The 26956-nt window shown below is 72.0% G+C and carries 27 protein-coding genes; 10 read left to right on the forward strand and 17 right to left on the reverse strand.

Annotation, left to right across the window (positions count from 1 at the left end):
• The first annotated feature begins 34 nt into the window (after positions 1-34).
• The gene (locus ACTOQ3_RS28910) at positions 35-661 is read left to right on the forward strand and encodes a TetR/AcrR family transcriptional regulator (RefSeq protein WP_440086564.1); all 627 of its coding nucleotides are present in this window, start codon (positions 35-37) and stop codon (positions 659-661) included.
• 167 nt (positions 662-828) lie between these two features.
• On the opposite strand, the gene ACTOQ3_RS28915 is transcribed toward ACTOQ3_RS28910, so the two are convergent.
• The 3 genes from ACTOQ3_RS28915 to ACTOQ3_RS28925 are packed head-to-tail and all read right to left on the reverse strand — an operon-like array spanning position 829 to position 3700.
• Complete coding sequence (locus ACTOQ3_RS28915) at positions 829-1635, reverse strand: STM4013/SEN3800 family hydrolase (protein ID WP_440086644.1); 807 nt, start codon at positions 1633-1635, stop codon at positions 829-831.
• Entirely contained in the window at positions 1632-2747 is a 1116-nt protein-coding gene (locus tag ACTOQ3_RS28920; protein WP_440086565.1) for an STM4014 family protein, read from the reverse strand. Before ACTOQ3_RS28920 ends, ACTOQ3_RS28915 begins: the two co-directional genes overlap by 4 nt.
• Positions 2744-3700, reverse strand: a complete 957-nt coding sequence (locus tag ACTOQ3_RS28925; protein ID WP_440086566.1) for an STM4015 family protein — start codon at positions 3698-3700, stop codon at positions 2744-2746. The genes ACTOQ3_RS28920 and ACTOQ3_RS28925 overlap by 4 nt, the downstream gene beginning before the upstream one ends.
• A gap of 231 nt (positions 3701-3931) precedes the next feature.
• Between ACTOQ3_RS28925 and ACTOQ3_RS28930 the strand changes: the two genes are divergently transcribed.
• Complete coding sequence (locus ACTOQ3_RS28930) at positions 3932-5359, forward strand: MFS transporter (RefSeq protein ID WP_440086567.1); 1428 nt, start codon at positions 3932-3934, stop codon at positions 5357-5359.
• 3 nt (positions 5360-5362) lie between these two features.
• On the opposite strand, the gene ACTOQ3_RS28935 is transcribed toward ACTOQ3_RS28930, so the two are convergent.
• Positions 5363-6592, reverse strand: a complete 1230-nt coding sequence (locus ACTOQ3_RS28935; protein ID WP_440086568.1) for a cytochrome P450 — start codon at positions 6590-6592, stop codon at positions 5363-5365.
• 95 nt (positions 6593-6687) lie between these two features.
• Between ACTOQ3_RS28935 and ACTOQ3_RS28940 the strand changes: the two genes are divergently transcribed.
• Entirely contained in the window at positions 6688-8109 is a 1422-nt protein-coding gene (locus ACTOQ3_RS28940) for an FG-GAP repeat protein (protein ID WP_440086569.1), read from the forward strand.
• Between the two features lie 144 nt (positions 8110-8253).
• Here ACTOQ3_RS28940 and ACTOQ3_RS28945 read toward each other — a convergent pair whose 3' ends face one another.
• Positions 8254-9000: a TetR/AcrR family transcriptional regulator gene (locus ACTOQ3_RS28945; protein ID WP_440086570.1), complete on the reverse strand. Its 747-nt coding sequence runs from the start codon at positions 8998-9000 to the stop codon at positions 8254-8256.
• A gap of 93 nt (positions 9001-9093) precedes the next feature.
• Here ACTOQ3_RS28945 and ACTOQ3_RS28950 point away from each other — a divergent pair, with 93 nt between their 5' ends.
• Positions 9094-10194 (forward strand): amidohydrolase family protein, encoded by a 1101-nt coding sequence (locus tag ACTOQ3_RS28950; RefSeq protein ID WP_440086571.1) that lies wholly within the window; start codon positions 9094-9096, stop codon positions 10192-10194.
• A gap of 123 nt (positions 10195-10317) precedes the next feature.
• The gene (locus ACTOQ3_RS28955; RefSeq protein ID WP_440086572.1) at positions 10318-11532 is read left to right on the forward strand and encodes an ROK family protein; all 1215 of its coding nucleotides are present in this window, start codon (positions 10318-10320) and stop codon (positions 11530-11532) included.
• A gap of 33 nt (positions 11533-11565) precedes the next feature.
• Here the strand turns inward: ACTOQ3_RS28955 and ACTOQ3_RS28960 are convergent, their stop codons facing one another.
• The 3 genes from ACTOQ3_RS28960 to ACTOQ3_RS28970 all read right to left on the reverse strand — a co-directional run bounded on the left by ACTOQ3_RS28960 (position 11566) and on the right by ACTOQ3_RS28970 (position 14811).
• On the reverse strand, positions 11566-12105 hold the full coding sequence (locus ACTOQ3_RS28960; protein ID WP_440086574.1) for a hypothetical protein: 540 nt from the start codon (positions 12103-12105) through the stop codon (positions 11566-11568).
• A gap of 108 nt (positions 12106-12213) precedes the next feature.
• Complete coding sequence (locus ACTOQ3_RS28965) at positions 12214-13812, reverse strand: alkaline phosphatase D family protein (protein ID WP_440086575.1); 1599 nt, start codon at positions 13810-13812, stop codon at positions 12214-12216.
• 165 nt (positions 13813-13977) lie between these two features.
• A complete protein-coding gene (locus ACTOQ3_RS28970) occupies positions 13978-14811 on the reverse strand; it encodes a hypothetical protein (protein WP_440086577.1) in 834 nt (277 codons plus the stop codon).
• A gap of 248 nt (positions 14812-15059) precedes the next feature.
• On the opposite strand from ACTOQ3_RS28970, the gene arfB reads away from it, so the two are divergent.
• Positions 15060-15482: an alternative ribosome rescue aminoacyl-tRNA hydrolase ArfB gene (gene arfB / locus ACTOQ3_RS28975; RefSeq protein WP_440086578.1), complete on the forward strand. Its 423-nt coding sequence runs from the start codon at positions 15060-15062 to the stop codon at positions 15480-15482.
• A 101-nt stretch (positions 15483-15583) separates the two neighbouring features.
• On the forward strand, positions 15584-16027 hold the full coding sequence (locus tag ACTOQ3_RS28980) for an NUDIX hydrolase (protein WP_440086580.1): 444 nt from the start codon (positions 15584-15586) through the stop codon (positions 16025-16027).
• A gap of 69 nt (positions 16028-16096) precedes the next feature.
• On the opposite strand, the gene ACTOQ3_RS28985 is transcribed toward ACTOQ3_RS28980, so the two are convergent.
• The 4 genes from ACTOQ3_RS28985 to ACTOQ3_RS29000 all read right to left on the reverse strand — a co-directional run bounded on the left by ACTOQ3_RS28985 (position 16097) and on the right by ACTOQ3_RS29000 (position 18975).
• The gene (locus ACTOQ3_RS28985; protein ID WP_440086582.1) at positions 16097-17530 is read right to left on the reverse strand and encodes a glycosyltransferase family 39 protein; all 1434 of its coding nucleotides are present in this window, start codon (positions 17528-17530) and stop codon (positions 16097-16099) included.
• 75 nt (positions 17531-17605) lie between these two features.
• Entirely contained in the window at positions 17606-18178 is a 573-nt protein-coding gene (locus ACTOQ3_RS28990) for a TIGR03086 family metal-binding protein (protein ID WP_440086584.1), read from the reverse strand.
• Complete coding sequence (locus ACTOQ3_RS28995) at positions 18165-18647, reverse strand: SRPBCC domain-containing protein (protein WP_440086586.1); 483 nt, start codon at positions 18645-18647, stop codon at positions 18165-18167. The genes ACTOQ3_RS28990 and ACTOQ3_RS28995 overlap by 14 nt, the downstream gene beginning before the upstream one ends.
• On the reverse strand, positions 18580-18975 hold the full coding sequence (locus tag ACTOQ3_RS29000) for an ArsR/SmtB family transcription factor (protein ID WP_440086588.1): 396 nt from the start codon (positions 18973-18975) through the stop codon (positions 18580-18582). The genes ACTOQ3_RS28995 and ACTOQ3_RS29000 overlap by 68 nt, the downstream gene beginning before the upstream one ends.
• Before the next feature lie 201 nt (positions 18976-19176).
• Between ACTOQ3_RS29000 and ACTOQ3_RS29005 the strand changes: the two genes are divergently transcribed.
• Positions 19177-20013, forward strand: a complete 837-nt coding sequence (locus tag ACTOQ3_RS29005) for an MBL fold metallo-hydrolase (RefSeq protein WP_440086590.1) — start codon at positions 19177-19179, stop codon at positions 20011-20013.
• Positions 20014-20051: 38 nt separating this feature from the next.
• Here the strand turns inward: ACTOQ3_RS29005 and ACTOQ3_RS29010 are convergent, their stop codons facing one another.
• From ACTOQ3_RS29010 to ACTOQ3_RS29020, 3 genes are all read right to left on the reverse strand, one after another.
• Positions 20052-20684: a hypothetical protein gene (locus ACTOQ3_RS29010; protein ID WP_440086592.1), complete on the reverse strand. Its 633-nt coding sequence runs from the start codon at positions 20682-20684 to the stop codon at positions 20052-20054.
• 114 nt (positions 20685-20798) lie between these two features.
• On the reverse strand, positions 20799-21581 hold the full coding sequence (locus ACTOQ3_RS29015) for an HAD-IIA family hydrolase (protein ID WP_440086594.1): 783 nt from the start codon (positions 21579-21581) through the stop codon (positions 20799-20801).
• A gap of 180 nt (positions 21582-21761) precedes the next feature.
• Positions 21762-22661 carry a TIGR03619 family F420-dependent LLM class oxidoreductase gene (locus ACTOQ3_RS29020; protein ID WP_440086595.1) on the reverse strand — a complete coding sequence of 300 codons (900 nt, stop codon included), beginning with the start codon at positions 22659-22661 and terminating at the stop codon, positions 21762-21764.
• Between the two features lie 57 nt (positions 22662-22718).
• Here ACTOQ3_RS29020 and ACTOQ3_RS29025 point away from each other — a divergent pair, with 57 nt between their 5' ends.
• Positions 22719-23684 (forward strand): phosphotransferase family protein, encoded by a 966-nt coding sequence (locus ACTOQ3_RS29025; protein WP_440086596.1) that lies wholly within the window; start codon positions 22719-22721, stop codon positions 23682-23684.
• 45 nt (positions 23685-23729) lie between these two features.
• The gene (locus ACTOQ3_RS29030) at positions 23730-24023 is read left to right on the forward strand and encodes a zf-TFIIB domain-containing protein (RefSeq protein ID WP_362683315.1); all 294 of its coding nucleotides are present in this window, start codon (positions 23730-23732) and stop codon (positions 24021-24023) included.
• Positions 24024-24105: 82 nt separating this feature from the next.
• On the opposite strand, the gene ACTOQ3_RS29035 is transcribed toward ACTOQ3_RS29030, so the two are convergent.
• Positions 24106-25083, reverse strand: a complete 978-nt coding sequence (locus ACTOQ3_RS29035; protein ID WP_440086597.1) for a hypothetical protein — start codon at positions 25081-25083, stop codon at positions 24106-24108.
• Positions 25084-25351: 268 nt separating this feature from the next.
• Entirely contained in the window at positions 25352-26803 is a 1452-nt protein-coding gene (locus tag ACTOQ3_RS29040; protein ID WP_440086598.1) for a bifunctional phosphatase PAP2/diacylglycerol kinase family protein, read from the reverse strand.
• Positions 26804-26956 lie beyond the last annotated feature (153 nt).

Here is a 26956-nt window from a genome sequence, read left to right on the forward strand (position 1 = left end):
TTATAAGCATCGTAAAGTCATTGGAGGGAAACCGGTGAGCGAAGAGCCGGACCGGCGCCGCTACGATTCGTTGCGCCGGGCGACGCAGGCACGGGAGACCCGGATGGAGATCGCCGGCGCCGCCCGCAGGCTGTTCGTGTCCCAGGGGTGGGCGGCGACGACCGTGCGGGAGGTCGCCCGCGAGGCGGGAGTCTCGGTGCCGACGGTCTACGCGGCGTACGGGAACAAGGCAGGGCTGACCCGGGCGCTGGCGGACGCGGCGGACCTGTCGGCCGACGTACCGCGGATGCTGGAGGCGCTGGAGGCCTCGGCGGCGGATCCCGAGCGCCAGCTCGCGGCGATGGCCGCCTACGACCGGCGGCTGTTCGAACGCGCCGGTGACGTCGTCGCGCTGGTCCGCGAGGCGGCCCGTACCGAGCCCGAGCTGGCGGCGGCCTACCGCGAGGGCCGCGGACAGGGTGACAAGACCCGTGAGCTGGTGTTCTCGTCCTGGCCCGACGGCGTCCTGCGACGCGGCCTGGACGTGCGCTCCGCCGTCGACGTCTACGCGGCCCTGTGCAACATCGACGTCTACACCACGCTCACCGTCGAACGCGGCTGGTCACCCGACCGCGTCGAACGGTGGTGGAGCGAGGCACTGGCCCGCGAACTCCTGCGCTGACATCCCCTCCGCGACGGCCCGGGGGGAGCCGGGCGGGGATCCGCTCCAGGATCCCCCCGGCGAAGACGTCGTGGAGGCCGGTCGTCTCCAGGTGCGCGTAGCCGATGTGGCGGTCGCGCATCGCCGCCGGACACACCGCCGTCCGCGGCCCCGGCCGGGACCCGCGCTCATCGCCATTGCCCCCGCTCCATCGTGAACTCCCCGTAGGGCACGGTCCAGACGACCTCGTGGCCGATCCTGTGCCCGGTGTACCCGTCTTCGCCGTAAGCGGTGCCGTGATCGGAACAGACGATCGCGAATCCCGGCCGCCGCTCGCTCATCAGCGCGAACAGCCTGCCGATGTGCCGGTCGACGTATTCGAGCGCGGCGGCCTGGCTCCGGCGGCTGTCGCCGTGCTCGCGGGTGGCCCCGGGCAGGTGGAACCAGTTGGGCTGGTGCAGCGCCGAGACGTTGACGAACAGGAAGACCGGCCGGTCGGCTCCCGCCACCGCCCGCTCCGCGCGGGCGATCTGCGCCTCGAACGAGGCGGGCGCGGTGACCCCGAACCCCGGCTCCCAGTGGCTCTCGGCGAACATCCCCGGCAGCGCGGACCCGAGCGGGGTCAGCTTGTTGAAGAACCCGACCCCTCCGACGCAGACCGTGTGGTAGCCCGCTCCCGCCAGCCCCGCGGGCAGGTCGGGGGCGTCGAACACCCAGGTGCCCGGGGCCGTGGTCTCGCTGCCGGGGAACGCGGCGGCGAACGGGCGGGGGTGCGGTCCCGGAGCGACGGGGGTCGGCAGGAAACCGGCGAGGATCGCGGCGTGCGCGGCGTAGGTGAAGCTTCCCGGGCTGTGGCGGCGCTCCCAGCGCCCGCCCGGCAGCGCCCGCGCCAGCGTGGGCAGCCGCCCGGCCGCCATCAGCTCCTCCGCCACGTCGTAACGGAGGGTGTCGAGCGTCACCAGCAGCAGGTCGTGGCTGCCCACCACCTCGTTCATGTCACGCACGGGGCCTCCCGTTCCCGCTCTCCCGCCGGGGCGTGCCGGGCGAGGATCGCGCGGACCTGGGCGCCGTAGGTGTCGAGGTCCTCGGCTCCGCCACCGGGCAGGCCCTCCAGCCGGGGAAGCAGGTCGCCGAACGCGTTGACCTCGGCCACCGCGAACTCCCGCCAGTCGACCCCGATCATCAGGTCGACCCCGACGGCCAGGCTTCCGGGGAAGCAGGCCGCCGCCCGCGCGCAGATCTCCAGGGCCCGCTCCCACCCCCGGGGGCCGAGCCCGGTCGTGACGGCGCCCAGATCACCCCGTACGCCACCGAGGTGGAGGTTGGTCATCGGCCCGCGGCCCGCGCGGACGACCGCGTGGGTGGGTGTGCCGTCCACGACGACCACCCTCAGGTCGATCGCGCGCCCGCCGAGGCTCGCCTTGGGAAACCAGCGCTCGACGTGGAGGCCGTCCCGGGCCAGCAGGTCGACGATCACCGCCAGATCGGGCTCGTCCTCGTAGCACCTGATCCGCAGGGAGTTGTGCAGCTCGCCGGAGGTCAACTCCGCCGAGGTCACCGCCCTGACCCGGCGGCCAGACGCGTGCAGGGCGATGATCCCGGAGGCCGACGAGCCGTGGGCCGGTTTGACGAACACCCGGCCCCAGCGGGCCTCTCCCATCCGCTCGCGCAGCTCGGCGTAGCCGCCGACCGGCCCGGCGAGGGCCGGCGGCACCGGCACCCCGGCCGCCGACAGCCTGGCGTGACAGCGCCGCTTGTCGAACATCACCGCCACGTCCTCGACGTCGGCGAGCAGCACGGCCCCCGGCGCCGCGGCCACGGCCCGGCGGACCCGGGCGGCCCCGGCGACGAACCCGGCGTGCCAGCGGGCGCCGCCGCCGATCCTGGACGGCTCGCCGGGGCCCCGCAGCAGCGCGTCCGCCTCGGCGTCCTCCCCCGGTGAGTCGATCCGTACGAGCGTCCCCGGCTCGATCCCGATCTCCTCGCCGCGCAGCACGGACGTCCACGGCACGACCGCGGGCTCGGCCAGCCCTTGCCGGGCGCAGGCGTCGGAGAACATGGTCACCCGCCGGTCGCCCGGCGTGCCGACGACGGTGAGGGCGGTCACTCGGCGACCGCGACGTAGCGCCACTCGCCGTCGGGCTCTTTCTGGTCGGACACGTCGAGCCGGACGCCGGAGCCGGAGAACGTCGTCGTGAGGCGCTCGACCATGGCGTCCGTCAGGTAGTGGTGGTGCAGGTCCAGGCGCTTGAGGTGGGTCAGGGGCTGCCCCGACAGCAGGGCCTCGGCGCCCTCGTCGGTGAGCACGCCCATCGACTGGGCGAGCGACTCCAGCCGGGCCACGACGGGGGCGACGGCGACGAGACCGGCCACCTCGTCCTGGATCTCGCTGTTCTGCAGCCCCAGGTGCCTGAGCGCGGGCAGCCTCTCACCGGACAGGATGTTCTCCAGGTCGGCGGCGGTGGTCTCGCCGCCGTACTCGCTCGTACCGAGCCAGGCCTCCAGGTGTTCGAGCGCGGGGAACTCGCTCATGCCGACCCCCCTGACCACGGAGGCGGGCAGCCCGCCCGCCTCGAAGCGCAGCACCCTGAGGTGCTCGTGCCCGACCGGCCGCAGCTCCAGCCCCGTCCCGCCCCGGACCTCCAGCCGCTCCAGCAGCGGGAAGGCCTCCAGCAGCGGCGTGACGTCGCTCTGCTGGATCCAGGAGATCTCGCACTCCTCCTGCGGCATCGCGGCGAAGAAGAGCGAGCGCAAGGCGGGGAAGCGCGTCGCGCTCTCCGCCAGCAGCCGGACGGGACCCGACGCGTCCTTCTCGTAGGCCTCGCCCCAGCCTCCGACGATGAGCGCCCTGACCTCGGTGGTGTCGACGGTCTCGGCGAAGCGCGCGAAGTGCTCCTCGAAGGTCTCCTTGGCGTCGTAGACGCGGACCGAGACGCGCCACGCCGCCTCGCCGGCCGGGGGGTGGGGGGCGCCGGGGGGACGCAGGCTCACGATGGGCAGGCCCGCGTAGTCTCCGCGGTAGAGGCCGTCGACGTCGTCGTTGAACTCGGTGTGGTCCATCGGAGACTCCCCGTCAGGCTCGACTGTGAAAGGACCGTCCTACCAGAGGCGCGCGACACTTCCGGCCGCACTCCAGGGATCGCTCCCCCGATTCTTCCCGGAGCGCTTCCCGGATCCTCCGTGATCATTCTGAAAGCGCTTCCAGAACCGATCACGGGATACTTCCGGGAGCGCCCCCGTGAGGCCGGACGCCGGTCGGACCGGTCCGCGAGGTCGGCGATGATGAACGGCATGGACACTGGTCACATCCGTTTCGCCTCCGTGAAGGGCCGCTGGGTCCTTCTCACCACCGTGCTCGGCTCCGGCATGGCCATGCTGGACGGCACGGTCGTCAATGTGGCCCTGCCCTCGCTCGGCGCCGATCTCGGCGCCGACATGGCCGGCCTGCAGTGGACGGTCAACGCCTACACTCTCACTCTGGCGGGCCTGATCCTGCTCGGCGGATCGCTCGGCGACCGGTACGGCAGGCGCAAGGTCTTCCTGATCGGCGTCGTCTGGTTCGCCCTCGCGTCGGCCCTGTGCGGCCTGGCGCCCAACGTGGAGACGCTGATCGCGGCCCGCGCCCTGCAGGGCATCGGCGGTGCGCTGCTCACCCCGGGATCCCTCGCCATCATCCAGGCCTCCTTCGACCGCGGGGACCGGCCCAGGGCGATCGGGGCGTGGTCGGGCCTGGGCGGGATGGCCGCGGCCATTGGCCCGCTGCTCGGCGGGTGGCTGGTGGAGACGGCCGGATGGCGCTGGGTGTTCCTGATCAACCTGCCGCTCGCGGCGCTCGTCGTGGCGGTCGCCGTACGGCACGTCCCGGAGAGCAGGAACTCCTCGGCAGGCGGGCGGTTCGACGTCCTGGGCGCGGTGCTGGCGGCGCTGGCGCTGGCCGGGATCACCTACGGCCTGATCGACCTGGAGATCGTCCCGGTCGCGGCGGGCGTGCTGCTGGGCGCCGCGTTCGTCTGGCTGGAGATCAGGCGCTCGCCCGAGGCGCTCGTACCGGTCGAGGTCTTCTCCTCGAAGGTGTTCACCGCGGTCAACGTCGTCACCTTCATCATGTACGCCGCGATGGGCGTGGTGTTCTTCCTCCTGGTCGTCCAGCTGCAGGTGTCGGCGGGCTTCTCCCCGCTGGTGGCCGGGACCTCGATGATCCCGGTGACGATCCTGATGCTGCTGCTGTCGTCGCGCGCGGGCGAGCTGGCCAAGCGCCTCGGGCCCCGGCTGCCGATGACGGGCGGCATCCTCGTCTGCGCCGGGGCCCTGCTGCTGATGTCGCGGATCGGCCCCGGCTCGTCGTACGTGGTGGACGTGCTGCTTCCGGCGACCCTGTTCGGGCTGGGCCTGTCTGCGGCGGTCGCGCCGCTCACCGCAACGGTGCTGGCCACCGCCGCCGAGCGCCACGCGGGGGTGGCCAGCGGCGTCAACAACGCCGTCGCCAGGACAGGCGGGCTGCTCGCGGTGGCCGCGATCCCCCCGCTGGCCGGGCTCACCGGCGACGCCTTCGGCTCCCCCGAGATCTTCACCGCCGGATTCCACACGACGATGCTGATCAGCGCGGCGATGCTGGGCGTCGCGGCGCTGATCACCTTTCTTACCATCCGGGAGAACGTGCTGGTCCAGGAGGAGACGAAGCTGGGCTGCCCGGTGACGACCCCCCAGCCGGGCAGGTGAACCTCAGAAGGTGAACGCCTGGCTCCGGACGCTGTTGTCGAAGTTGGACACCAGCAGCTCGGGCTCGCCGACCGAGCGGATCTCCGGCAGCCGGGTGAACAGCGCGCGGAACATCGCCTTGATCTCCTGCCTGGCGAGGTTGGCGCCCAGGCAGAAGTGCGGCCCGGGGCCGCCGAAGCCCACATGGGGCTTGGTGTCGCGGGTGATGTCGAACCGGTCGGCGTCGGGGAAGACCGTCTCGTCGCGGTTGGCCGAGCCGTAGAAGAGCACGACCTTGTCGCCCGCCTTCAGGTGCAGGCCGCGCAGGTCGTAGTCCTCGGTGACGGTGCGGCGGAACTGCATGATGGGCGAGACGTAGCGGACCATCTCCTCGATCGCGCCGCCGATGTGCGCGTCGAAGTCGCCGGCCAGCAGGCTCCGCTGCTCGGGGTTGTCGGTCAGCAGCTTGATGCCGTGCGCCATGGTGTTGCGGGCCGTCTCGTTGCCCGCCACGAGCAGCAGCGTGAAGAACGACCCCAGCTCGCGGTCGGTCAGCCTCTCGCCGTCGACGTTGGCGGTGACGAGCGCCGAGACGAGGTCCCCCCGCGGCGCCCCCGCGCGCTCCTTGCCCAGGTTGATCACCAGGCGCTGCAGGGCGAGCAGCGCGAGCGTGTTCTGGGCGGCCATCCTGACGGTGTGCGCCAGGCTGGGCCGCACGCCGGAGTACGCGGTGGAGATGTCGACGTGCTGGTGGACCTTGGCCCGCACGTCGTCGGGGACGCCCATCATGTCGCAGATGACGTGGATGGGCAGCTTGGCGGCCACCTGGCCGACGAAGTCACCGGGCCCCGAGACGATCACGTCGTCGACGATCCGCGCGCAGGCGGCGTCGATGTCGCCCTGCAGGTTGGCCAGCATCTTCGGGCTGAACGCGCGGGAGACGATGCGGCGCAGCCGGGCGTGCCGGGGGTCGTCCATGTTGACCATGGACTCGCCGAACACGTGCTTGACCCAGCCGGGCGGCTCGGGACTGGTCACTCCGGGCTCGCTGGAGAACACCTTGGCGTTGCGGCTGGCCTCCACCACGTCGGCGTGCCGGACCAGCGCGTAGAAACCCTTGCCCGAGCGGAGCAGCGGGACCCGCTTCTCCTCGAAGAACACCGGCTTGTCGAGATCCCGAAGCCGCGCGAACGCCTCATGCCGCTCCTTGAGCGGCCGCCGCCAGAATCCCAGGTCGGCCAGGTCGATTTCCATGTCGTCAATCCTGGCATGTTCTTTATGCGTACCGGCCACGTGGATTTCATGTCCCGGTGGGCCGCGTGTCCGAATCACCGGAAACCATGACAGGTATGAGAGCCTCGCTCCTCACCTCCGCGGTCCTCGCATTCCTGCTGGTCCCCGCCTCCCCCTTCCCGGCCCACGCCTCGGCCGCCGCCTGCTCCGGCGTCCCCTCCGACTTCGACGGCGACGGGCGGGCCGATCTCGCGGTCGCCGCTCCCTACACCCGCTCCGGCGGCCACGCCCGCGCGGGATCGGTCACCGTGCTGTACGGCATGCGCACCGCCGGGAAGCTGACCCAGGACGACCCCGGGGTGCCCGGCGAGGCCGAGACCGGGGACTCGTTCGGCTCGGCGCTGGCGACCGGCGACTTCGACGGCGACCGCTGCGCCGACCTGGCCGTGGGCGTCTCCGAGGAGGACCGCTCCCGGCCGGGAGAGGACGGCGACGGCGCCGTGCAGCTGTTCCACGGCTCGCCCGGCGGCCTGCGGCCCGGCAGGCTGATCGACGCCGCGGACCTGGGCCGCGAGCGCGAGCCTGGGCGGTTCGGTGCCGCGCTCGCGGCGGGGGACCTGGACGGCGACGGCGACGACGAGCTGGTGATCGGCGCTCCCGGGCTGGGCGGCGGCGCGGTCGGGGTGTACGGCCTCAAAGGGCGCAAGCCGCACATGATCACGCAGGAGACCGGCTGGGTGGGGCAGCGCGAACGCGAGACCGACCAGTTCGGCGCGGTGCTCGCCACCGGGGACTTCGACGGGAACGGCCGCGCCGAGATCGCCGTGGGCGCGCCCGCGGACACGCTGCTGAAGAACGGTCAGGGCTCGGTCACCGTCCTCGACGTCCGGCGCCGCAGGGCGACCGCGCTCACCCAGGACAGCCCCGGGATCGGCGGCCTCGCCGAGGTCTGGGACTTCTTCGGCACCGCCCTGACCACCGGCGACTTCGACGCCGACGGCCGCGACGACCTGGCGATCGGCGTGCCGGGCGAGGGGCTCAGCGACAACCAGCGGGCGATGGACTACGGCGACGGCACCGTGCACGTCGTCTACGGCTCCCGCTCGGGACTGCGTACGGCGGGCTCCGAGTCCTGGTCGCAGCGCTCCCTGAAGGGAGAGCCGCGCTACTTCGACCGCTTCGGCGCCGCCCTCGCCGCCGGGGACTTCAACGGCGACGGCGACGACGAGCTGGCGATCGGGGTGCCGGGCGAGAACGCCGTCCAGGTGCTCGCGGGGACCCGCTCCGGCGGCCTCACCAAGAACCACAACCTGCTGGTCACCGGTGAGGGCGGCGACTTCGGCGGGGCCCTGGCCACCGTCGCGGGCCGCGGCCTGGTCGTCGCCGCCCCGGGCGACGGCAGGCTCACCCTGCTGCGCGGGACCGTGCGGAAGGGCTCCTACCCGGGCATCCGCCCGTCGTCGGCGCGGTCCCTGGCCGGCGCCCCCAAGGAGACCCTGTTCGGCTACGCCTTCGCGGGCCCGCCCTCCCCGCGGTAGGCACCGGCCTCTCCAGCGGTGGAGACCGGAGCGGTAGCCCTGCCTGCGACGGCTCGCTGACCTCGATGGCCGTTCGGTCGTCGCTCGGCCCTCGGGGGCGCGCCGGGGTGATGCCCTCGGCGAGAACGCGCGAGGAACGGCGTCTCAGCCGTCGGCGGCGAGGCGGTCCAGCCACTCGGTCAGCAGATGCTGTTCCGCGCTGCTGAGGATCGTCTGTTCGGGCAGCGCGGCGCGCAGGGCGCGGGCCGCGCCGGACGGGCCCGAGTCCTGTACGGCGGGCTCCCGGGTGGTCACGGCGGCGATCATGGATTCCCGGAGGGCGGTCAGCAGGGCCGGGTCGCGCCGGTCTTCGGGCAGGGTCAGCCAGGTGAGCACGGCACCGCGCGCCGTGGCGTGGATGAGCGTGACCGCGAGTTCCTCGTCGACGCGGAGCCAGCCGCCGACGGCGAGGCGCCGGATACGGCCCATCAGGATCTCCATGCCGGCCTTGAAGGCGGCCGACGTCTCTTTCGCGGGCTCGCTGTACATCAGCGTGTACAGGGCGGGATTGGCCAGGCCGAACTCGACCGCCAGGTCCCAGCCGGCCCTCAGGTCCTCGACGGGATGCCGCGGCTCCGGGTCGATGTGCTTGGTCTTGAGAAACGTGGCGAAGCCGTGCTCGGCCACCGCGTCGAGCAGCCCGTCCTTGTCGCCGAAGAGGCGGTAGATGGCCGGTGGTTGCACTCCGGCCGCGACCGCGACCGCGCGAGTGGTGACCGCGTCGCGCCCCTCGCGCGCCAGCAGGCCGGCGGCGGCCTCGATGATCCGCTGCCGGAGCTGCTCGCGGCCCAGGGCCGCGGTGTCGGATCCGGTGGCGGCCACGCCGTCCCCGCCTTGTGAACTCGATGCCATTTTCCAACGATACCGCACTAGTGGTTCCATCGATAATTCCGGTGATACGGTAAAAATGATTCCAATGGAAACATCAGGATGAAGGGGCATGGAATGCCGGACAAGATCAAGATCGTGGCACTCGAGGAACACGTCGCCCTGCCCTCACTGCTCGACGCGTGGGCCAGGGCGGGTGTGCCGCAAATCCCGCAGCTCGGCTTCGGCGACGAGCCCTTCGCGCGGCGGCTGCGGGACGTCGGACAGGCGCGTCTCGCCGACATGGACGACCAGGGCATCGATGTCGCGGTCCTGTCCCCGGCCTCGCCGGGCGTGCAGAACCTCGCGCCCGAAGACGCCGTCGGCGTGGCCCGCGAGGTCAACGACACGCTGGCCGAGATCGTCGCCGGGCGACCCGACCGTTTCCAGGCCTTCGCCGCCATCCCCACCGCGGCGCCCGAGGCCGCCGCGGCCGAGCTGGAACGCGCGGTGACCCGGCTCGGCCTCCCCGGTGCGATGCTGTACGGCCGCACGGGGGACAAACTGGCCGACGCCCCGGAGTTCGACGACCTGTACGCCACGGCCGAGCGCCTCCGGGTGCCGCTGCACTTCCATCCCCAGACGCCGGTCCCCGAGGTCCTCAAGGCCTACTACTCGGGCTTCGACGCCGGAGCCGGGCCGGCCCGCGGTATCGGGATGGGACTCGCGACGGCGGGCCTGGGCTGGTACTACGACCTGGGTGTCCAGTATCTACGGATGATCTTCTCCGGCGTCTTCGACCGGCACCCCGGATTGCAGGTGATCGCAGGACACTGGGGCGAGGTCGTCCTGTTCTACCTCGACCACATCGGGGTCATGGCGCACAACGCCAAGCTGGAGCGCCCGCTCGCCGACTACTTCACGCGGAACTTCTGGGTCTGCGGCAGCGGCACGGTCAGCGAGCGCTACATGAGATGGACGTCGGAGGTCGTCGGAACCGAGCGCATGATGTACTCGACCGACTACCCCTACACCTTCGGGACCCGGCCCGGCGGATTCCCCTTCCTCGACACCGCCGGCGGGGTCGCCCGCTCGTTCCTCGAACAGGCACCCTTCACCCACGAGGAGAAGGCCGCGATCGGGTCCGGCAACTGGGAGAAACTGACCGGGCACGTCACGGCGGTCACGGCGCGCGGCGAGCACGACCCGGCTCGGCAGTCCGCCTCGACCAGCCGCTGACCACAACGATCGGCCGAGGCGCGTGGGGAGAGGCTCGGACCGGCCTGATCGACATGAGCCTCCACCACCGGCGGAAGGAGATCGCCGGCCGCTTGATTCACGTCGCTACCTAAGATGATGGGCATGTTCGACGTACAGCAGAGGACCGTTCGCGATCTACGCCGGGGGAATCGGGCGATCGTGCTGCGCGCCCTCTACTTCGAGGGACCCGCCAGCCGCCAGGAGCTGAGCGAGACCATCGGGCTCAGCCCCGCCACCGTGAGCAACGTGACGGGCGACCTGCTCGCGAGCGGGATCATCGTCGAGGCCGGTCTGGCGGACTCCGACGGGGGCAGGCCCCGGGTGCTGCTGCGGGTCAACACCACCCACGGCTACGCCGTCGGCGTCGACGTCGGCGAGACGCACGTGCGCGTCGAACTCTTCGACCTGGACATGAACCGGCAGGCCAAGGCCGAGTACCCGCTGCGCCCCGCCGGGCACGACGTCGACCAGGTCGTCCGCCACATCCTCGCGGGCATCGACGTGGTCCTCGGCGAGAGCGGCGTGCCCAGGGAGCGGGTGCTCGGCGTGGGGGTGGGGGTTCCGGGAGTCGTCGAGACGGGGCCCGACGCCCTGATCCACGCCCCGACCTTCGGGTGGGACGCGGTCCCGCTCGGCAGGCTGCTACGGGCGGGCACCGACCTGCCGCTCTTCGTGGACAACGGCGCCACGTCGATGGGACAGGCCGAGTTGTGGTTCGGCGTCGGGCGCAGGGCCAGGCACGCCGTGGTGGTGCTGATCGGCTCGGGGGTCGGGGCGAGCATCATCACCGACGGGGCCACCTACCTGGGGGCCAACAGCAGCGCCGGCGAGTGGGGTCACACGAAGATCATGATCGGCGGGCACCGGTGCCGCTGCGGCGGGGAGGGCTGCCTGGAGGCGTACGTGGGGGCCAGGGGCATCCTGGAACGCGCCGGGGTCTGGACGGAGGCCGTCGACGAGCAGGCCGAGCTGGCCGCGCTGGTGGCCGCGGGCTCCCCGGTCATCGACGAGACCGTCACCTACCTGGGCGTGGGGCTGGCCAACCTGATCAACCTGTTCAACCCCGAGCGGATCATCATCGGCGGCTGGGCCGGCGTGCTGCTCGGCGAGCACCTGCTGACGAGGATCAGGAAGGTCGTCGCGGACAACTGCCTGGCGCAGCCGTACAAGACGGTCTCCATCGGCCTGGGCCGCCTCGGCGTCGACTCGGTGGCGCTGGGCGCCGCCACCCTCGTGATCGAGGATCTCCTGCAGGCGAACCCGGTCGCGAGGCCGAACGGCGTCTCCCCGCGCCCCCGGAACCGGGCCGGGATCTGACCCCGGCTCCCGGGACGGGGGGCGGGCCCGGGGTCAGCGGATGCGCGTGCTGGCCTTGATCTTGCGGCCGATCTCCTTGCGGAGCTTGCGGATGTCGGCGTCCGCGTCGGACGTGGCGATCACGCCGAACGTGGCGGTGGCGGTGCCCCGGCGCGAGCCGGCCCAGGCCCGGATCCGCACGGTCGTCGAGTCGCCCCGGTCGAGGGAGGTGATCCAGCAGGACAGGCTGCGGCCCTTGACGGAGCATTTGACGCTGCGCGGCTTGGAGATCACCCGGATCTTGCGGAAGCGTTTCGAGAAGTCCCCGACGAGCGCCACGTAGTGCTGGCCGCGGGCCTTCCTGTTGCGGACCTTGACGGAGTAGACGAGGGATCCGCCCCGGTGGACGTGCTTGGGAAAGGTGATCACGTACCCGAAGTCGGAGGACGCCGCGGCGGCGGGCGCGACCGCGGGTGCGGCGGATGAAGCGGATAAGGCGGATCCGGCGGCTGTCGCGGGGGTCGGGGAGAGGAGGGTGCCGCCCAGCGCCGCGGCGAGTGCCGCGGCGGTGAGCCTCGTGGCGAGGGGACTCATAAGCGGCATCATCCAATAAATCTTCCAGAATTCCTCTCACGTTTCAGGTCAGGGCCGCCTGTCCGCCGGGACGTTTCAGGTCTGGGTCGCGCGCCCCGGCGACTCGTTTCAGGTCAGGGCCGCGTGCCCCGACGGCACGGTGAACCGGGCGCCGGTCTTGGCGGGGGCGCCGCGTCTGCTGATGTAGTCGAGCGTGCGGAAGTCGGCGTGCAGTTCCTCCGGGGTGACCCGGCAGACGATGTAGCCGCGCCGCTGGTCGAGGTAGGAGATGTGCGGGTTCTCCGCGACCGTCTCGGCGATCCGGCCCTCGTCCCGGTAGCCGTCGCCGTCGCTGGCGATCGAGGAGGTGACGAGTTCCACCGCCACGCGGGGCGAGTCGGGGTCGTCGAAGTCGAGCCTGAGGTCCGCCGCGTGGTGCATGTGCGCGTCACCGGTCAGCACGACCGGGTTGGAGGCGCCCGAGTCGCGGAAACCGGTCAGCAGGCGGGTGCGCTCGGCGGCGTAGCCGTCCCAGGAGTCCATGTTGACCTCGGTGCCCGGCCCGACCTTGGAGTCGCGCTGGGCCATCAGGATCTGCTGGCCGACCAGGTTCCAGCGGGCGTCCGAGCTCTCGAGGCCGTCCAGCAGCCAGCGCCGCTGGTCCTCGCCGAGCAGGGTACGGCCGGTCGCGAGCCGGTCGTCGCAACCGGACCTGAGCCCGTCCTCGCACGCCTGGTCGTCGCGGAACTGCCGGGTGTCGAGCAGGTGGAAACGGGCCAGCGGTCCCCAGTCGACCCGGCGGTGGACCCGCATCGACGCCCCGCCGGGCACGCTCGTCCTGCGCAGCGGCATGTTCTCGTAGTACGCCTGGAAGGCGTTGGCCCTGCGCCGGGCGAACGCCGGGGCGCCGGAGCTGGAGACGTCCCCCGCCCAGTTGTTCTCGATCTCGTGGTCGTCGAAGGCCACCAGCCACGGTGCGACCGCGTGTGCCGCCTGCAGGTCGGGGTCGCTCTTGTACTGCGCGTGGCGCATCCGGTAGTCGGCCAGCGTGGCGCACTTGCCCCCGGTGTGCTGCCGGACGCTCCCGCCCAGCGCCGTGTATCCCTGGGGGGCGTACTCGTACATGTAGTCGCCCAGGTGCACGACCAGCTCCGGGTCCTGCTCGGCCAGCCTCCGGTACGCCGTGTAGAAGCCGTGCTCGTAGTGGGCGCAGGCGGCGACGGCGAAGGTCAGCGAGGACGTTGAGGACGCTGAGGACACAGCAGACACGGCGGACACGGCGGACATGGCGGACGGGGCCGTACGGGTGCGTCCGGTCGGCGACAGGTGGCCTTCGGCGCGGAAGCGGTAGAAGTACTCCCGGCCGGGCTCCAGCCCGTCGATCTCGACGTGGACGCTGTGCGCCCGCTTCCAGCGCGCGCTCTCGGTGCCCTCGCGGACCACCTTGGAGAACCGCTCGTCGGTGGCGAGCTGCCATTCGACGTCCACGTCCCTGACCGGCATGCCACCCCGGCCGTTCGAGCCGAGCGGGTCGAGGGCGAGCCTGGTCCACAGCACGACGCCGTCCTGCGACGGGTCGCCGGAGGCGATGCCGAGGGTGAACGGGTCACGGGCGAGGGTCCGGGAGGGAATCCGGGAGGGGCCGAGCCCCGCCCCGGTCAGCAACAGGCCGCCCACACCCGCGGCGGCGACGGAAAGGAACACTCTGCGTGACGGCTTCTGCTCCACGCCATCAGTGCATCCGCTCCAGCTTTCCTCGCCGTGGCCTGCGAATCAAGGCGAGATGAACAGCCGCCGCACAGACGAGTTCCTTACCCACGGTGATTGAACAACGGCCGACCTCCGGGCGACATCACGGCGAAGGACCGGCCTCCCGCCGGTGACCGCGGCGGGTCAGCTCAGGTAGGGCTTGAGGTGCGGGGTGAGGGCGCCGCAGCCCAGGTATTTCTCCACGGTGTGGAAGTCGATCCAGTCGAGATCGACCAGGGCCTCCTGGTCCACCCCGGTGAAGCAGGCCCTCAGGCCCGGCGGGATCGCCGCGATGTCGTCCTTGTCGGCGATGTTGACCCACCGCTTGACCTTGCGGGGGCGCTCGCCCCAGCCGTTGACCGGGGCGGGCATCAGGCGCTCGAAGATCACGTTGCGCATGCCGAGCGGGCTGCCGAGGGTGATCAGCAGGTCGACCTCCAGGTCGGGGTTGGCCCAGAGCGTCTCGTACGTCACCACGCTGCCCAGCGAGTGCGCGATCACCACCTTGGGGCGGTTCCGCCTGATCACCTCGGCCACGGCCGCCCGGCACTTCGCGCGCGTCTCACCCCCGGCGGCCAGGTAGGCGGCGACCTCGGGGCAGAAGAACGCGGCGAAGTCGGCGGCGTTGACCTCCAGCCGGTCCAGCAGCCAGCCGGTCATCCGGTGCAGGGCGCCGGTCAGCCCCTCCCCCACCGTGTCGAGCTGCTTGGCCCAGGCGACGAAGACCTCCTGGGCGCCGACGTCCATGCTCCGCACGGCGCGCACGGAGTCGTTCTTGCTCTCGCCCAGCAGGTGGGCGTAGTAGGCGATCTCGGTGACGTAGCGCTCCTTGGCGTGCGGCCTGCCGCCGGTCAGGCCCTTGTGCAGGTAGCGGTCCCACTTGTCGCGCATCGCGAGGGCGGCGCCGCTGACCGAGTTACCCGCGTCGCGGTAGTAGCGGTACTTGCCGATACCGTGCACGCCGACGATCGTGTCCATGCGCCCCCGCCTCCTGCTTCGGATGCCCTGCCATCGCGGATGTTTGACCGCATGTGCCTTCGGGCAGATGTGTGCCCCCGGGCAACTGTGGCGGAAGGGAACCCCACGCCACAAGGCCGATACGGCTCCGGCCGCGACTCGAAAATCATCAATTGGCACCAAAGCGGGCATAAAACCATTTGATCCACGCTCATGACTCCTCGGTACCCTGGAGACACGCACACCCCCGTGAGAAGGAAGTCACCGCCATGCCCGGTCCGCTCCAGATCAGCGGCTCGGTCTCGGTCCCCGAGGCCGAGCTCGGCTGGCGGTTCTCCCGCTCCTCCGGCCCCGGCGGCCAGGGGGTCAACACCACCGACAGCCGGGTCGAGCTCAGCTTCGACCTGGCCGCCACCGAGACGCTGGGCCCCGTCTTCAAGGCCCGCGCCCTCGAACGCCTCGGTTCCCGCCTGGTGAACGGGGTGATCACCATCGCCGCCTCGGAGTTCCGCTCCCAGCTGCGCAACCGCGAGGCCGCCGAGATGCGCCTGGCCCAGATCCTGCGCGAGGCGATCGCCCCGCCGCCCAAGAAGCGCCGCCCGACCAAACCGAGCAGGGGCGCGGTCGAGCGGCGGATCGCCGCCAAGAAGCAGCGTTCCGACCTCAAGCGGCTGCGCAGGGACCACCACTAGAGCCTCGTTTCCACCCCCCGGGGGGCCCGTGCCGTACGGAAATCCCGGATCCCCGGGCCCGGATGAGGGTCGTGCCGCCGGAGCGGTGACACAATGGCCCCATGTCTGCCGTGCCGAGCGTCCGCGCCGTTCTCCTCGACGACGACCAGCTGGTGGTGTTCCGGCGCACGGTTCCCGGCAAGGAGCTCTACTGGTCCATTCCCGGCGGCCACGTCGAGCCCGAGGACGCCTCCCTGGAGCACACCCTGCACCGCGAGGTCATGGAGGAGCTGGGCGCCGTCGTCTCCGGTGTCACCCCGCTGACCACCCTGGAGTGCCTGCGCGACGAGGGGGTCAAGACCCAGCACGTCTACGGCTGCCGCCTGGTCTCGATGGACCCCGCGCTGCGCTGCGGCCCGGAGTTCGACGACCCGGCCCGCGGCGAGTACGAGGTGGTGCGGCTCCCGCTCGACCCGGCCGAGATCTCCGCCATCAACATCGTCCCCCCGGAACTCGGCGCCTACCTCGCCGGCGCGGTCACCCGCCTGCCCGCTCTGATCGCCTGACCCTCGGCGCCCGGAGTCCCCGAGGTCCCCGAAGTCCCCGGAGGCCTCGGAGGCCGGGATTCCTCGGGATCAGCGCCGCTTGCGGACGTAGAGGCCGAACCACGAGTAGCCGAAGTCCTCGGTGGACTCCAGGGTGAAGTCGCGGTTGGCCATCAGGGCCAGATAGCGCTCGTCGTCCTCCACGAAGTCCCTGCTCTTGTGCTTCCTGCCGCCGGTGACCAGCCAGACGCGCTCGACACCTTCCAGCGCGGCCGTGAACTGCGCGGCGGTCCTCGGCGTGCGCCGGCCGGGAGCGTGGGTGAGGTCGCGCAGGTTCCGGTACGCGTCCTCGTACACGGCGGCGAACAGACGCCTGTTCTCCCCCACGTAGAGCACGGCGTCGCCGGGACGCTGCCTGGCCAGCAGCGTGGCCGCCATGTCGCGCAGGTTGTCGGGCCGCCTGTCCGGCTCGCGGATCGTCAGGTGCGTCGGGACGGTCAGCGCGGCGACGAGGACCAGCCCGATCCAGCCCAGGGCCCGGGGCCGTAGGGCGCTCAGGCCCGCTCCCGCCAGCAGCGCCATCGCGGGGACGGCGAAGAGCACGTATCTCGGGTTGAAGACGGGATGGACGATGGAGATCGCCATGGACACGAACGGCAGCAGCGCCCAGGGCAGCGCGACCGCCGTCAGCCGCCCGCCGGCGAACGTCCCGAGGAGCATGAGGGCGACCAGGAGCAGCGCCACCCCCACGGTGCCCGCCACCTCCTCGCCGAACCAGGCGACGTCGGTGAGCTTCGACGGCTTCAACCACGACAGCTGTGCCTCGCGCTGACCGGCGGCCAGGAGCGCGAGCGGGGCGATCCCGGCCACGGCCACGGCCAGCGCCCCGGCGAACCGCGCCACATCGGGCCGGGACGGCGACGGCGCGCGGTACCGGCACAGCAGCACCGTCACCACGTGCGCGAGGACCAGGAGCAGCGCGTAGACGTGGAACCAGCCGAGCAGCACCAGGCAGGCCCCGTAGGCCAGATACCACCGGCGGCCCGATCGCCGCGTCGCCTCGACCAGCACCCAGGTGGCCAGGACGGCCACCGCCGTCACGATCGCGTAGCTGCGCACCTCCTGGGCGTACCGGCTCACCATCGGCAGCGCGACGTAGAGCAGTCCGGCGAGAAGGCCCGCTCCCGGGGTGGCGAGCCTCCTGCCCAGGACCGTGATGCCGTACGCGGCGGCGGCCGTGGCGACGACCGAGGGCAGGCGCATGGCCAGCTCGCCGGTCGAGAACGCGGCGACCGGCCGGAGCAGGAGGTAGTAGAGCGCGTGCACCCGGTCGATGCTGTCGAGCAGGTGCCACAGGTCGCCGATGGGCATCGCGGCGGCCAGCGTGCTGACCGACTCGTCGCGCCAGAACGAGGGCGTGGTGATGCCCCAGAGCCCGATCAGCATCGCCGCCACCGCCGGTACCGCCTCCGGCAGGCGGGACCGCTCACGGGGCCGGGCCCGGTCTTTTTCCGCAACACCCATCACATCGCGCTATTTCACACCATGAACGCGACCGATGCGACGGCACGGCGCGGCGTCAGGACCACCGGCCCGATCTCACCGCGCCGACCAGAACGGGTCCCGGCCGATGAAACCCAGCAGCCTGGTCTGGACGTCCGCGTCGCCGGGCACCTCGACTCGGGCGCCGTACTGGCCGGAGGAGCGGATGGCCTGCTCCATCTGCTCCATCTCGCCGAGGAGCCGGGCGCAGAGATCGAGGTCCAGCCGGTCGTCCTGGCCGGTGGCCCGGGAGAGGTCCCAGGTGTGCATGAAAACGTCGGCGGTGTAGAAGCGGTCGATCGCGCTCTCCAGAGGCAGGCGGCCGATGTGCCGGTTGGTGAGCTCCCGGTGCGCCGTCTCCGGATCGTCCAGCACCGCCTGCACGCCGTCGCGGTGAACCTGCCACGCGACGACCGGGTTCTCGTCCACCGACGGTCCGCGGGGCAGGTCGATGCCGGCACCGGAGGCGAGGAACCCGGGGAACCATCCGGTCAGGTGCCGCACGACGTCGCGAGCGGTCCAGCCGTCGACCGGGGACGGCGCGTCCCAGGACCTGGTACCGCGGACCCGGTCCGTGAACAGCCCGGCGACCTGCCGGTGCCGCTCCGCCGGGCGGTCAGACAGCGCCATCGACGGCCATCCTCTCCAGCTTCGCGTACCCCTCCTCGACACCGACCTCCATGCCGGAGCGCAGCCACGCGTCGCGGCCTTCGAAGCTGTCGACCAGCGACTGTGTCCGCAGCCGCGTACGGCCGTCGCCCAGGTCCTCCAACCACAACGTCGTCAGCATGACTCCGTCGGGTTCGCCCTCGAACGTGAAGGTCTGCACGATACGGTCCGGCCGCACCTCGTGGAAGCAGCCGTGGAACCCGTACTCCGCGCCGTCGTGCGCCGAGACGTACCGCCAGCTGCCGCCGGTGGAGGCGTCCCAGTGCTCGATCCGGACGGCCGTGGCGTCGGGCCCCACCCACTGGGCGAACACCACGGGATCGGTGTGGGCACGGAAGAGCTGCCCGGGCGTCGCCACGAAGTCACGCGTCATCCGGATGACCGGCAGCCTCGGGTCGGCTTCGATGACCGTCTGTGCGGTCCTGTTCATGCTCGTCTCCCTTCATCGCCTTCAGGACGGCGTCAAGGCGGCGGTAGCGCCGCTCGGCGCGGGCCCGGTAGCGCTCGATCCAGGTGTCCATCAGGTCGAAGACCTGGGCTTCCAGGTGCACTGAACGGGGCTGCGGCCCCCGCGGCCGGCTGACGAGCCCGGCGTCCTCGAGCACCCGCAGGTGCTTGTAGACGGCCTGCAGCGTCATCCGGTACGGCTCGGCCAGCTGGCTCACGGTCGCGTCGCCCTCCGAGAGCCGGGCCACCATGTCGCGCCGGGTCGGATCCGCGAGGGCGGCGAAGACCTGGGACAGCGCGTCCGTGGTCATCGATCCTCCCAGTTTCAACCCAATGGTTTAAAGGACGGTAGACCGTAGATCACCCCCTCGTCAACCTCCTGGTTGAAAGTCCTGCTCACTGCCGTACGCCGGCTGTGGCTCATACACTTCGCCCATAGTGCTTGCAATCTGCCACCGCCAGGTACTACCTTCTCGAAAGCGGTTGCAAACCACAAGCGGAAGGAACCACCCGTGCTGAGGCAGGTCGCGGAGGGTGTGCTGGTCCACGAGAGCGAGTTCTGCCAGAGCAACGCCGTCGTCGTGCACGGCCGGGCCGGCGTGTTGCTCATCGACCCAGGGGTGCAGGACCACGAAATGGCCTGCCTCGCGGACGACCTGTCCGATTCGGGCCAGACCGTTGCGGCAGGCTTCTCGACGCATCCGGATTGGGATCACCTGCTCTGGCACCCCCGGCTCGGCGCGGCCCCTCGTTACGGCACGGCCCGCTGCGCGGCCACCGTCCGGGATCAGCTGTCCGACCCGGGTGCGAAGGACGACATCGCCGCCCACCTGCTCGAGACGGAGATCGCGGGGCAGGTCCCGCTGGACCTGCTCGGCCTCATCACCGCCCTGCCCGCCGAGACGGCGCGGATTCCATGGGACGGCCCTCGAGTCCGGATCATCGAGCATCAGGCGCACGCACCGGGCCACGCGGCGCTGTTCATCGAAGAACGCGGGGTTCTCGTCGCCGGCGACATGCTCTCCGATGTCCTGGTCCCGATGCTCGACCTGAACGACACCGCCGACCCGATCGAGGACTACCTCGCGGCGCTGCGGCTGCTGGAGGGCGTGGCGGGCGACGTCGATGTCGTCGTCCCCGGCCACGGGTCGGTCGGCGGAGCCGATCAGGTACGCGCACGGATCGAGCGGGATCGGGCGTACGTGCTCGCCCTGCGCGAGGGCGATGTTCCCGATGACCCTCGGGTCGGCCCGTCGGCCAAGCCCGGCTGGGAGTGGGTGAGCGATGTGCACGACGGGCAGGCCCAGCGCCTCGCCCGGAGAGGCGAGCGCGACAGGACGCCCGGCTAGGTACTGTTCCGTGGCTCAGATGATCCACGGAACAGGTCCTAGCCGCGGCGATCCTCCATCTCCCACAGGTGGTCGACGACGTGCCAGGCGATCCGGCGGGCGGCGTAGCGGACGGGCCAGCCGCCGGGGACCGGCGGGCTGCCGTCGGAGGGCCGGGACAGCACCTCGACGAGGTCGGCGCGCATCGCCACCAGGGCCGAGGGCTCGCGGATGGGCTTGTAGCGGACCCCGATCTTGCGAGCGTAGGCGCGCTCGGCGTTGACGACGTGGGCGGCCATCTTGTCGCGGTCCCTGCCACCGCCGCGCGGGCCCTTGCGCAACTCCTCCGGCGAGGTGGCGGTGGTCTCGGCGAAGAGCTCCCAGGCCGCCCCGAGCAGCGCGACGGTCCGGCCCGCCTCGGCCTCGTCCACCGGCTCGGCGTCGAGCGAGGGAATCGCCTCGATGGCCCCGAAGTCCGTGGTGGTGCCGCCCTTGGCCCGCTCCACCACCACCGGGTCCTCGGGCTCGAAGGCCAGTCCGGCCCGCTCCGCGACCACCCGGTAGCGCGGCGCGTACGTCATCAGCGCCTCCAGCGCCGCCTCCTCGGATCCGCCGATCCGGCACCACCCCGGCCACTCCACCGAGCAGGCGAAGACCTTCTTCTGGCCGATCTCCAGGTAAACACGTGTCATGGGCGACAGCGTGGCACCCATACCTGACAGTCCGCGGCAGGTACGTCCCCGGGGAACCCGGGAACGTACCTGCCAAGGTCTTGAGGTGACACCTCCCGCCAGGCGGGAGACGCCCTAGTCGATCAAGTCGATCAGGTCGGCGACCGAGTCGACCACCATGGACGGGCGGAACGGGTAGCGATCGATCTGGTCCCTGCTGACGACCCCGCTGAGCACCAGGATCGTGTGCAGCCCGGCCTCCATGCCGGAGACGATGTCGGTGTCCATCCGGTCACCGATCATCGCGGTGCTCTCACTGTGGCCGTCGATGGCCCGCAGCGCGCTGCGCATCATCATCGGGTTGGGCTTGCCCACGAAGTAGGGCTCCACCCCGGTCGCCTTGGTGATCATCGCGGCGACCGCGCCGCAGGCGGGCAGCGACCCCTCGTTCGACGGGCCGACCGGGTCGGGGTTGGTGGCGATGAACCGGGCACCGCCCTCGATGAGCCGGATCGCCCGGGTGATCTGGGTGAAGCTGTACGTGCGGGTCTCGCCGAGGACCACGTAGTCGGGGGCGATGTCGGTCAGGACGTAGCCGATCTCGTGCAGGGCGGTGGTCAGCCCCGCCTCCCCCACCACGTACGCCGAGCCGCCGGGACGCTGGCCGTCCAGGAACCTGGCCGTGGCCAGCGCGGAGGTCCAGATCGACTCCGGCGGGATCTCCAGTCCGGCCGCGCGCAGCCGTACGGCCAGGTCGCGCGGGGTGTATATCGAGTTGTTGGTCAGCACCAGGAACCGCTTGCCCGACTCGCGCAGGCGTCGGATGAACTCGTCGGCACCGGGCACCGGGTGTCCTTCGTGGACGAGGACCCCGTCCATGTCCGACAGCCAGCACTCGATCGGCTTGCGCTCGTCCACCGTTCTCCTCTGTTCCCGCCGGGTACGTACCGGAACAAGGATGACAGGGCCGGTTCGGTCACGTGCCATCAGACCCGTACATCCACGGGGAAGGCCGGCCGGGCGGAGCCTCCGGCGCACCGCGTGGCCCGCCGGGTCCGTTCGCCGGCCGCCTCCCGGCACCTCGAAGCGCACGCCCGATCAGGGCGCGAGCGCCTCCAGTGCCGCCTCCGCCCTGCGCATCGACTCCCCGGGGTCGGCGTCGGGCGACCCGATCTCCGGGTCGAAGTTGAGGTCGTGGAAGACGTCGGTGACCCCCCTGGCCGCGAGCTCGTCGACGTCGCGCCGGATCTCCTCGAACGAGCCGGTCAGCGGTTCGCGCCCGGCCGCTCCCGGGGGGCGGACGCGGGTGACGCCCCGGGTGACGAAGCGCAGCGCCTCGGGGTCGCGCCCGGCGGCGCGAGCCGCCTCCTTGACGACGGAGATCTTCTCGCCGATGCCGTCGAGGTCCTCGCGGCTCGAACTGATCCAGCCGTCCGCCAGCCGCCCCGCGCGTCTCAGCGCCACCTCGGCGGCACCGCCCAGCAGGATCGGCGGCACGACGGACGGTCGGGGATCCTGCTGCACCGGGGGCAGCTCGTAGAACTCGCCCTCGTGCTCCACGGTCTCCTCCGTCCACAGGCGCCGCAGCAGCGGGACGTACTCCTCCGCACGCCGCCCGCGCCGCTCGAACGACACCCCGGAGGCGGCGAACTCCTCGGGCAGCCACCCCAGGCCGAGTCCCGCGTCCAGCCGCCCGCCGGAGACCGCCTGCAGGCTCGCGAGCTGCTTGGCCATCAGCGCGGGCGAGGCGAACGGCATGTTGAGCACCGCCACTCCCAGCCGGACGCGGCTCGTCAGGCCCGCCAGGTAGGCGAGCGTGACCACCGGGTCGTGCACGCTGCGGTAGGTCGGGCCCATGGCGTGGCCCCGCGGGTGGAGCAGGCGCTGGAAGGTCCACAGCTCGTGGTAGCCGAGCTCCTCGGCGCCCCGGGCGATCCGCGCCATGTTCTCCGGCGTCGCCCAGGACCCCGACACCGGCACCGCGAAACCGATCCTCATACCTCGCACTTTAGGCCGCCGGTCGGCGGGACGGGCGACCGGTGGTTCACTTGCCGGATGGACAGCGAGGACCTGATCGACGAACTGCGCCGGATCGGCGCCCGATACGGCGGCGCGCCCGGCACGGTGCTGCCGACCAGGCCGGACGTGATCATCGTGCGGGCCGGTTCCGTCGTGGTCAAGGCGCACGCGCCGGGGGCGGAGCGGGAACCGCTGGTGGAGCGGATGCGGGCCACCGCGCACCCGGCACTGCGCGGGATCATGCTCGAACCGGTGACCGAGGAGGTCATGACCGCCGGGGACCGGCTGGTCACCGTCTGGCCGGCCGGGACGCCGGTGGACCACGCGGATCCGGACGCGGCGCCCTGGGAGGCGGCCGGGCGGCTGCTCGCGCGGCTGCACGCCGTACCGGTGCGGGCGCTGCCCCCGCTGCGGGCCGCGGGGGGACCGGCGCGGGTGGCCTCGACCGTCGCCCGCCTGGGCGACCGCTCCGCCGCCGAGGTGGCGGTGCGCCGGGCCTTCACCTGCCTGCCCGTCCCGTCCGCGCCCGGCACGAACCCGCCCGGCGCGGCTCCCGGCGGCTCCTCCGGTACGGCTCCCGGCGGCTCCTCCGGTGCCGCTTCCGGCGGCCTGACCCACGGCGACTGGCACATGGGCCAGATGGTCCGCGCGCCGGACGAGTGGATCCTCATCGACATCGACGACCTGGGCGTCGGAGACCAGGCCTGGGACCTGTCCAGGCCCGCCGCCTGGTTCGCGGCCGGACTGCTGGAGCCCGAGGTGTGGCACCGCTTCCTGGAGGCCTACCGCGCCGCGGGCGGGGTCGCCGTCCCGCGGGACGGCGACCCGTGGGGACGGCTGGAGATCCCGGCGCAGGCGATGACCGTGCAGCTCGCGGCGGCGGCGGTGGCCGCCGCGGGACGGGAGGGGCGTCCGCTGGACGAGGTGGAGGAGGTCCTGGTCGAGTCCTGCCTGAGGATTGTCCGGCATCGAAGCGCCTGCCATAGTGTGCCCACGCAGTAGGTTGTGGTTACTCGGTTACCACGCCAGAACAAGGAGACCAGCCAGATGCAGTGTCCCAAGTGTCGGGGCGCCATGCGCACCTATGAGCGCAACGGCGTTCACATCGACCAGTGTGAGAGCTGTCGCGGAATCTTCCTGGACTACGGCGAGCTCGAGACGCTGACCCGCATGGAGAGCCAGTGGTCGCAGCAGTCCCACGCAGCTCCGCCGCCGCCGCCCCCGCCGCCCGTGCACGGCGCTCCCGGCTACGGCGCTCCCGCCTGGGGTGCACAGCACCACGGCGGCCACTACGGCCACCACCGCCAGCGCAGCTGGGTCGGGATGCTCTTCTCGACCTGATCGGCCGAGGTGACACCGGGACCGCGACCTCGTCACGAGGTCGCGGTCTTCGCGTTCCCGGCGCCTCCGGGAAGGCGGCGCGTCAGGTGGGGAAGTCGCCCGGCTTGACCTTCTTGGGCTTCACGGTGCCGCCGGTCACGGCGTGCAGGGTGATCGTCCAGTCGGTCCAGCGGATCTGGGTCGCGGTGTGGACGGTCCTGAACCGCACGGACTTGCCGAACTGCTCGAAGGCGCACGAGCGGGTGAAGGTGCGCGCCTTCGCGTCCCAGTCCTGGCCGAGGGTGTAGTAGATCTTGTAGCTGCCGTCCCGCACACCCCGGATCTTGAAGTTCGACTTCCTGCGGACGTACACGGTGACGGCCTTCTTCTTGCCGCGCACCAGGACGACGACGGCGTCCTGCCTGGTGCCGTTGCGCAGTTCGAGGTAGGCGCGGCCCGTTCGCCCCTCGGAGGCGATGAACCTGCCGTTGGACAGCCGGCGGTCGCGCTTCTTGGCCGCCTTGACCGGGATGACGCTCGCCGGATACCCGCTCAGCGTCTTGGCGACGTCTTCCACGTCGGACAGCTGGTCCGCCTCGGCCATGCCGGTCAGCACGGCCGGGCCGGTGCACACCCGCTGCTCCTCGGCGTCCTGGCGGGCGGTGTCGAAAGAGGTCCGCAGCCGTCCCAGAGCCTCGACGTAGCTGTCGTGCTGGGCCTTCACCTCCGCGGGAGGTGCCAGCGCGGACAGCCGGGTCACCGCGCCCTCCACCGCGCCGGAGGTCTTCTGCAACTGCTTGCCGAGGGTCTTCAGCCCGCCGGTCGCGGCCAGCTTCTTCACCGCGTCGCGCACCGGGCCGCGCGCCTCCTCCAGCTCGGCCCGGTACTCGTCGGGCGTCAGCGTCACGGCGGCGGGCGAGCCGGTGGGGGGTGAGGAGATCCGGTCACCGGATCCCTGTCCCGTTCCCACCGTGCCGCCCGCGGTGGCCGGGCCGACCACGGGGTCGCCCGGAGACGGGGTGCAGGCGGTGAGGGCCACCAGGGTGACCACGGCACAGGCGAGCAATCGGGGGGTAGTCACCTGCACAACTATCGCCGGATCGATCACTGGGCGTCAAACAGTGCCCGGGAATCGGCAATCTCTGACAGCGCCCCCCTCCCGGTCCGCGGACAGCCACCGGGTGATGCCGATCGACTCCAGGAACGGCAGGTCGTGGCCGGCGACGACGAGCGCGCCCCGCTTCCCGGGCCGGTGCGCGCGGTCGCCCCGCGACGGCGGGCGGCCCCGCCGACGGCGGCGCGGTCACGGCCGGGTCCCGGCCGGCCGTGGCCGGGACGCCGTCCGGAGGTCAGCCGGCCGGCCGGATCACGAGGAGCGACCGCGGGCGCTTGGTGAACTCCACCTCGCCCGTGACCGTGAACGTCTCGCCGTCGCGTGCCAGCCGCAGCTTTCCCGAGGGCGCGGAGACGCGCAGCGTGTCGGCCTGCCACTGCTGGTAGTGGCGTGACAGCTTCACCCGTCCCGCCAGGAGGCTGAGGAACACCCGCAGCCGGGGCAGCCGGTCGGCGGCGGCGAGCACGCGGATGTCCAGCAGGCCGTCCTCCAGGCGCTGCCGCCTGGAGGGGGCTCCGCCGCGCGCCTCGTAGCGGCAGTTGCCCACGAAGACCATCCAGACGCGCCGGGGGACCCCGTCCACGACGAGATCCACGGGTTGCGCGCCCCCTGGGCCGAGCACCTCGGCCATGGCCCAGAACAGCGCGGGCCACTTGCCGATCCGGCCCTGCCGCCGCTCCCTGCGCTCCACCAGCGCCGGGTAGACGCCCACGCTGGCGGTGTTGACGAACGTCCGGCCCGCGACCTCGCCGACGTCGACGGCCACGAGGTCGCCGCTGTGGTAGGCCGTCACGGCCTCCTCGGGGGTCTCCACCCCGAGCGCGCGGGCGAACCGGCCGTGGGCGCTCGCGGGCACGACGAGCAGCGGGGTCGCCCCGCCCGCCGTCTCCTGGGCCGCCAGGTTGACCACGGTGTCTCCCCCGGCCACCGCGAGCACCTTGGCCCGCGAGGCGGCGTCCCGCACGGCGGCCCCGAGGTCGGCGCCCGGCGCCACCTCGACGACCTCGGCCCGTGGGAGGGCCTCGCGCAGCGCCTCGGCCGTTCCCGCGACGGCGTCGGCGGAGCCGTCGACCACGGCGACCGTCCCCTCGCCCTCCGGGTCGAGCCGCGCGGACGGCGCCGTGAGGGCGGCGCGCGCCTGCCCCGCCTCGCCGGCGTCGGGCCAGATGCGACGGGTGATCAGCCCCGCCGCCACACCGATCCCGGCTCCGGCGAGCACGTCGCCGGGATAGTGCACGCCGGTGTAGACGCGGGAGAAGCAGACGGCCGCCGCGAGGAGCGCGACGGGGACCGCGACCACGCGGGGCGCCTCCAGCGCCACGGCCGCGGCGAAGGCGCCGGCCGTGGCGGAGTGGCCCGAGGGGAACGACGCCGATGCGGGCATCTTGATCAGCCGGGCGAGCGGGAGCCCCTCGGCCGACGGCCTGTTCCTGCGGAAGGCCTGCTTGCCGACCAGGTTGACCAGCGGGCTGGCGAGGCTGACCGCGAGCAGCCCCCTGGTCGCGGCCCGGCGCAGCGGCCGCCGCCCGCTGACCGCCAGCGCCCCCGCCACCCCGGCCCACAGGAGCGAGTTGTCGGCCGCGCGCGACAGCGCGGGCACGACGCGTTCGAGACCGGGCAACCTGGCGCCCGCCACCATGGCGAACACCCGCCGGTCCAGCCTGCTCAGCCGCGAGCCCAACCGCATGCGCCGCACCTTCCTGCGATGAAGAGAAGCAATGACGAACAGCAACGACCAACTGCCACGACGAACCGCTCACGACGGACGAAAGGACAGCCATTCGATTCTGCCGCGTGCCCCCGTGCCCGGGGCGTTTCCGCCGCTCCCATACTTCTCGGC

Source organism: Streptosporangium sp. LJ11 (assembly GCF_051918945.1).
GTDB lineage: Bacteria > Actinomycetota > Actinomycetes > Streptosporangiales > Streptosporangiaceae > Streptosporangium.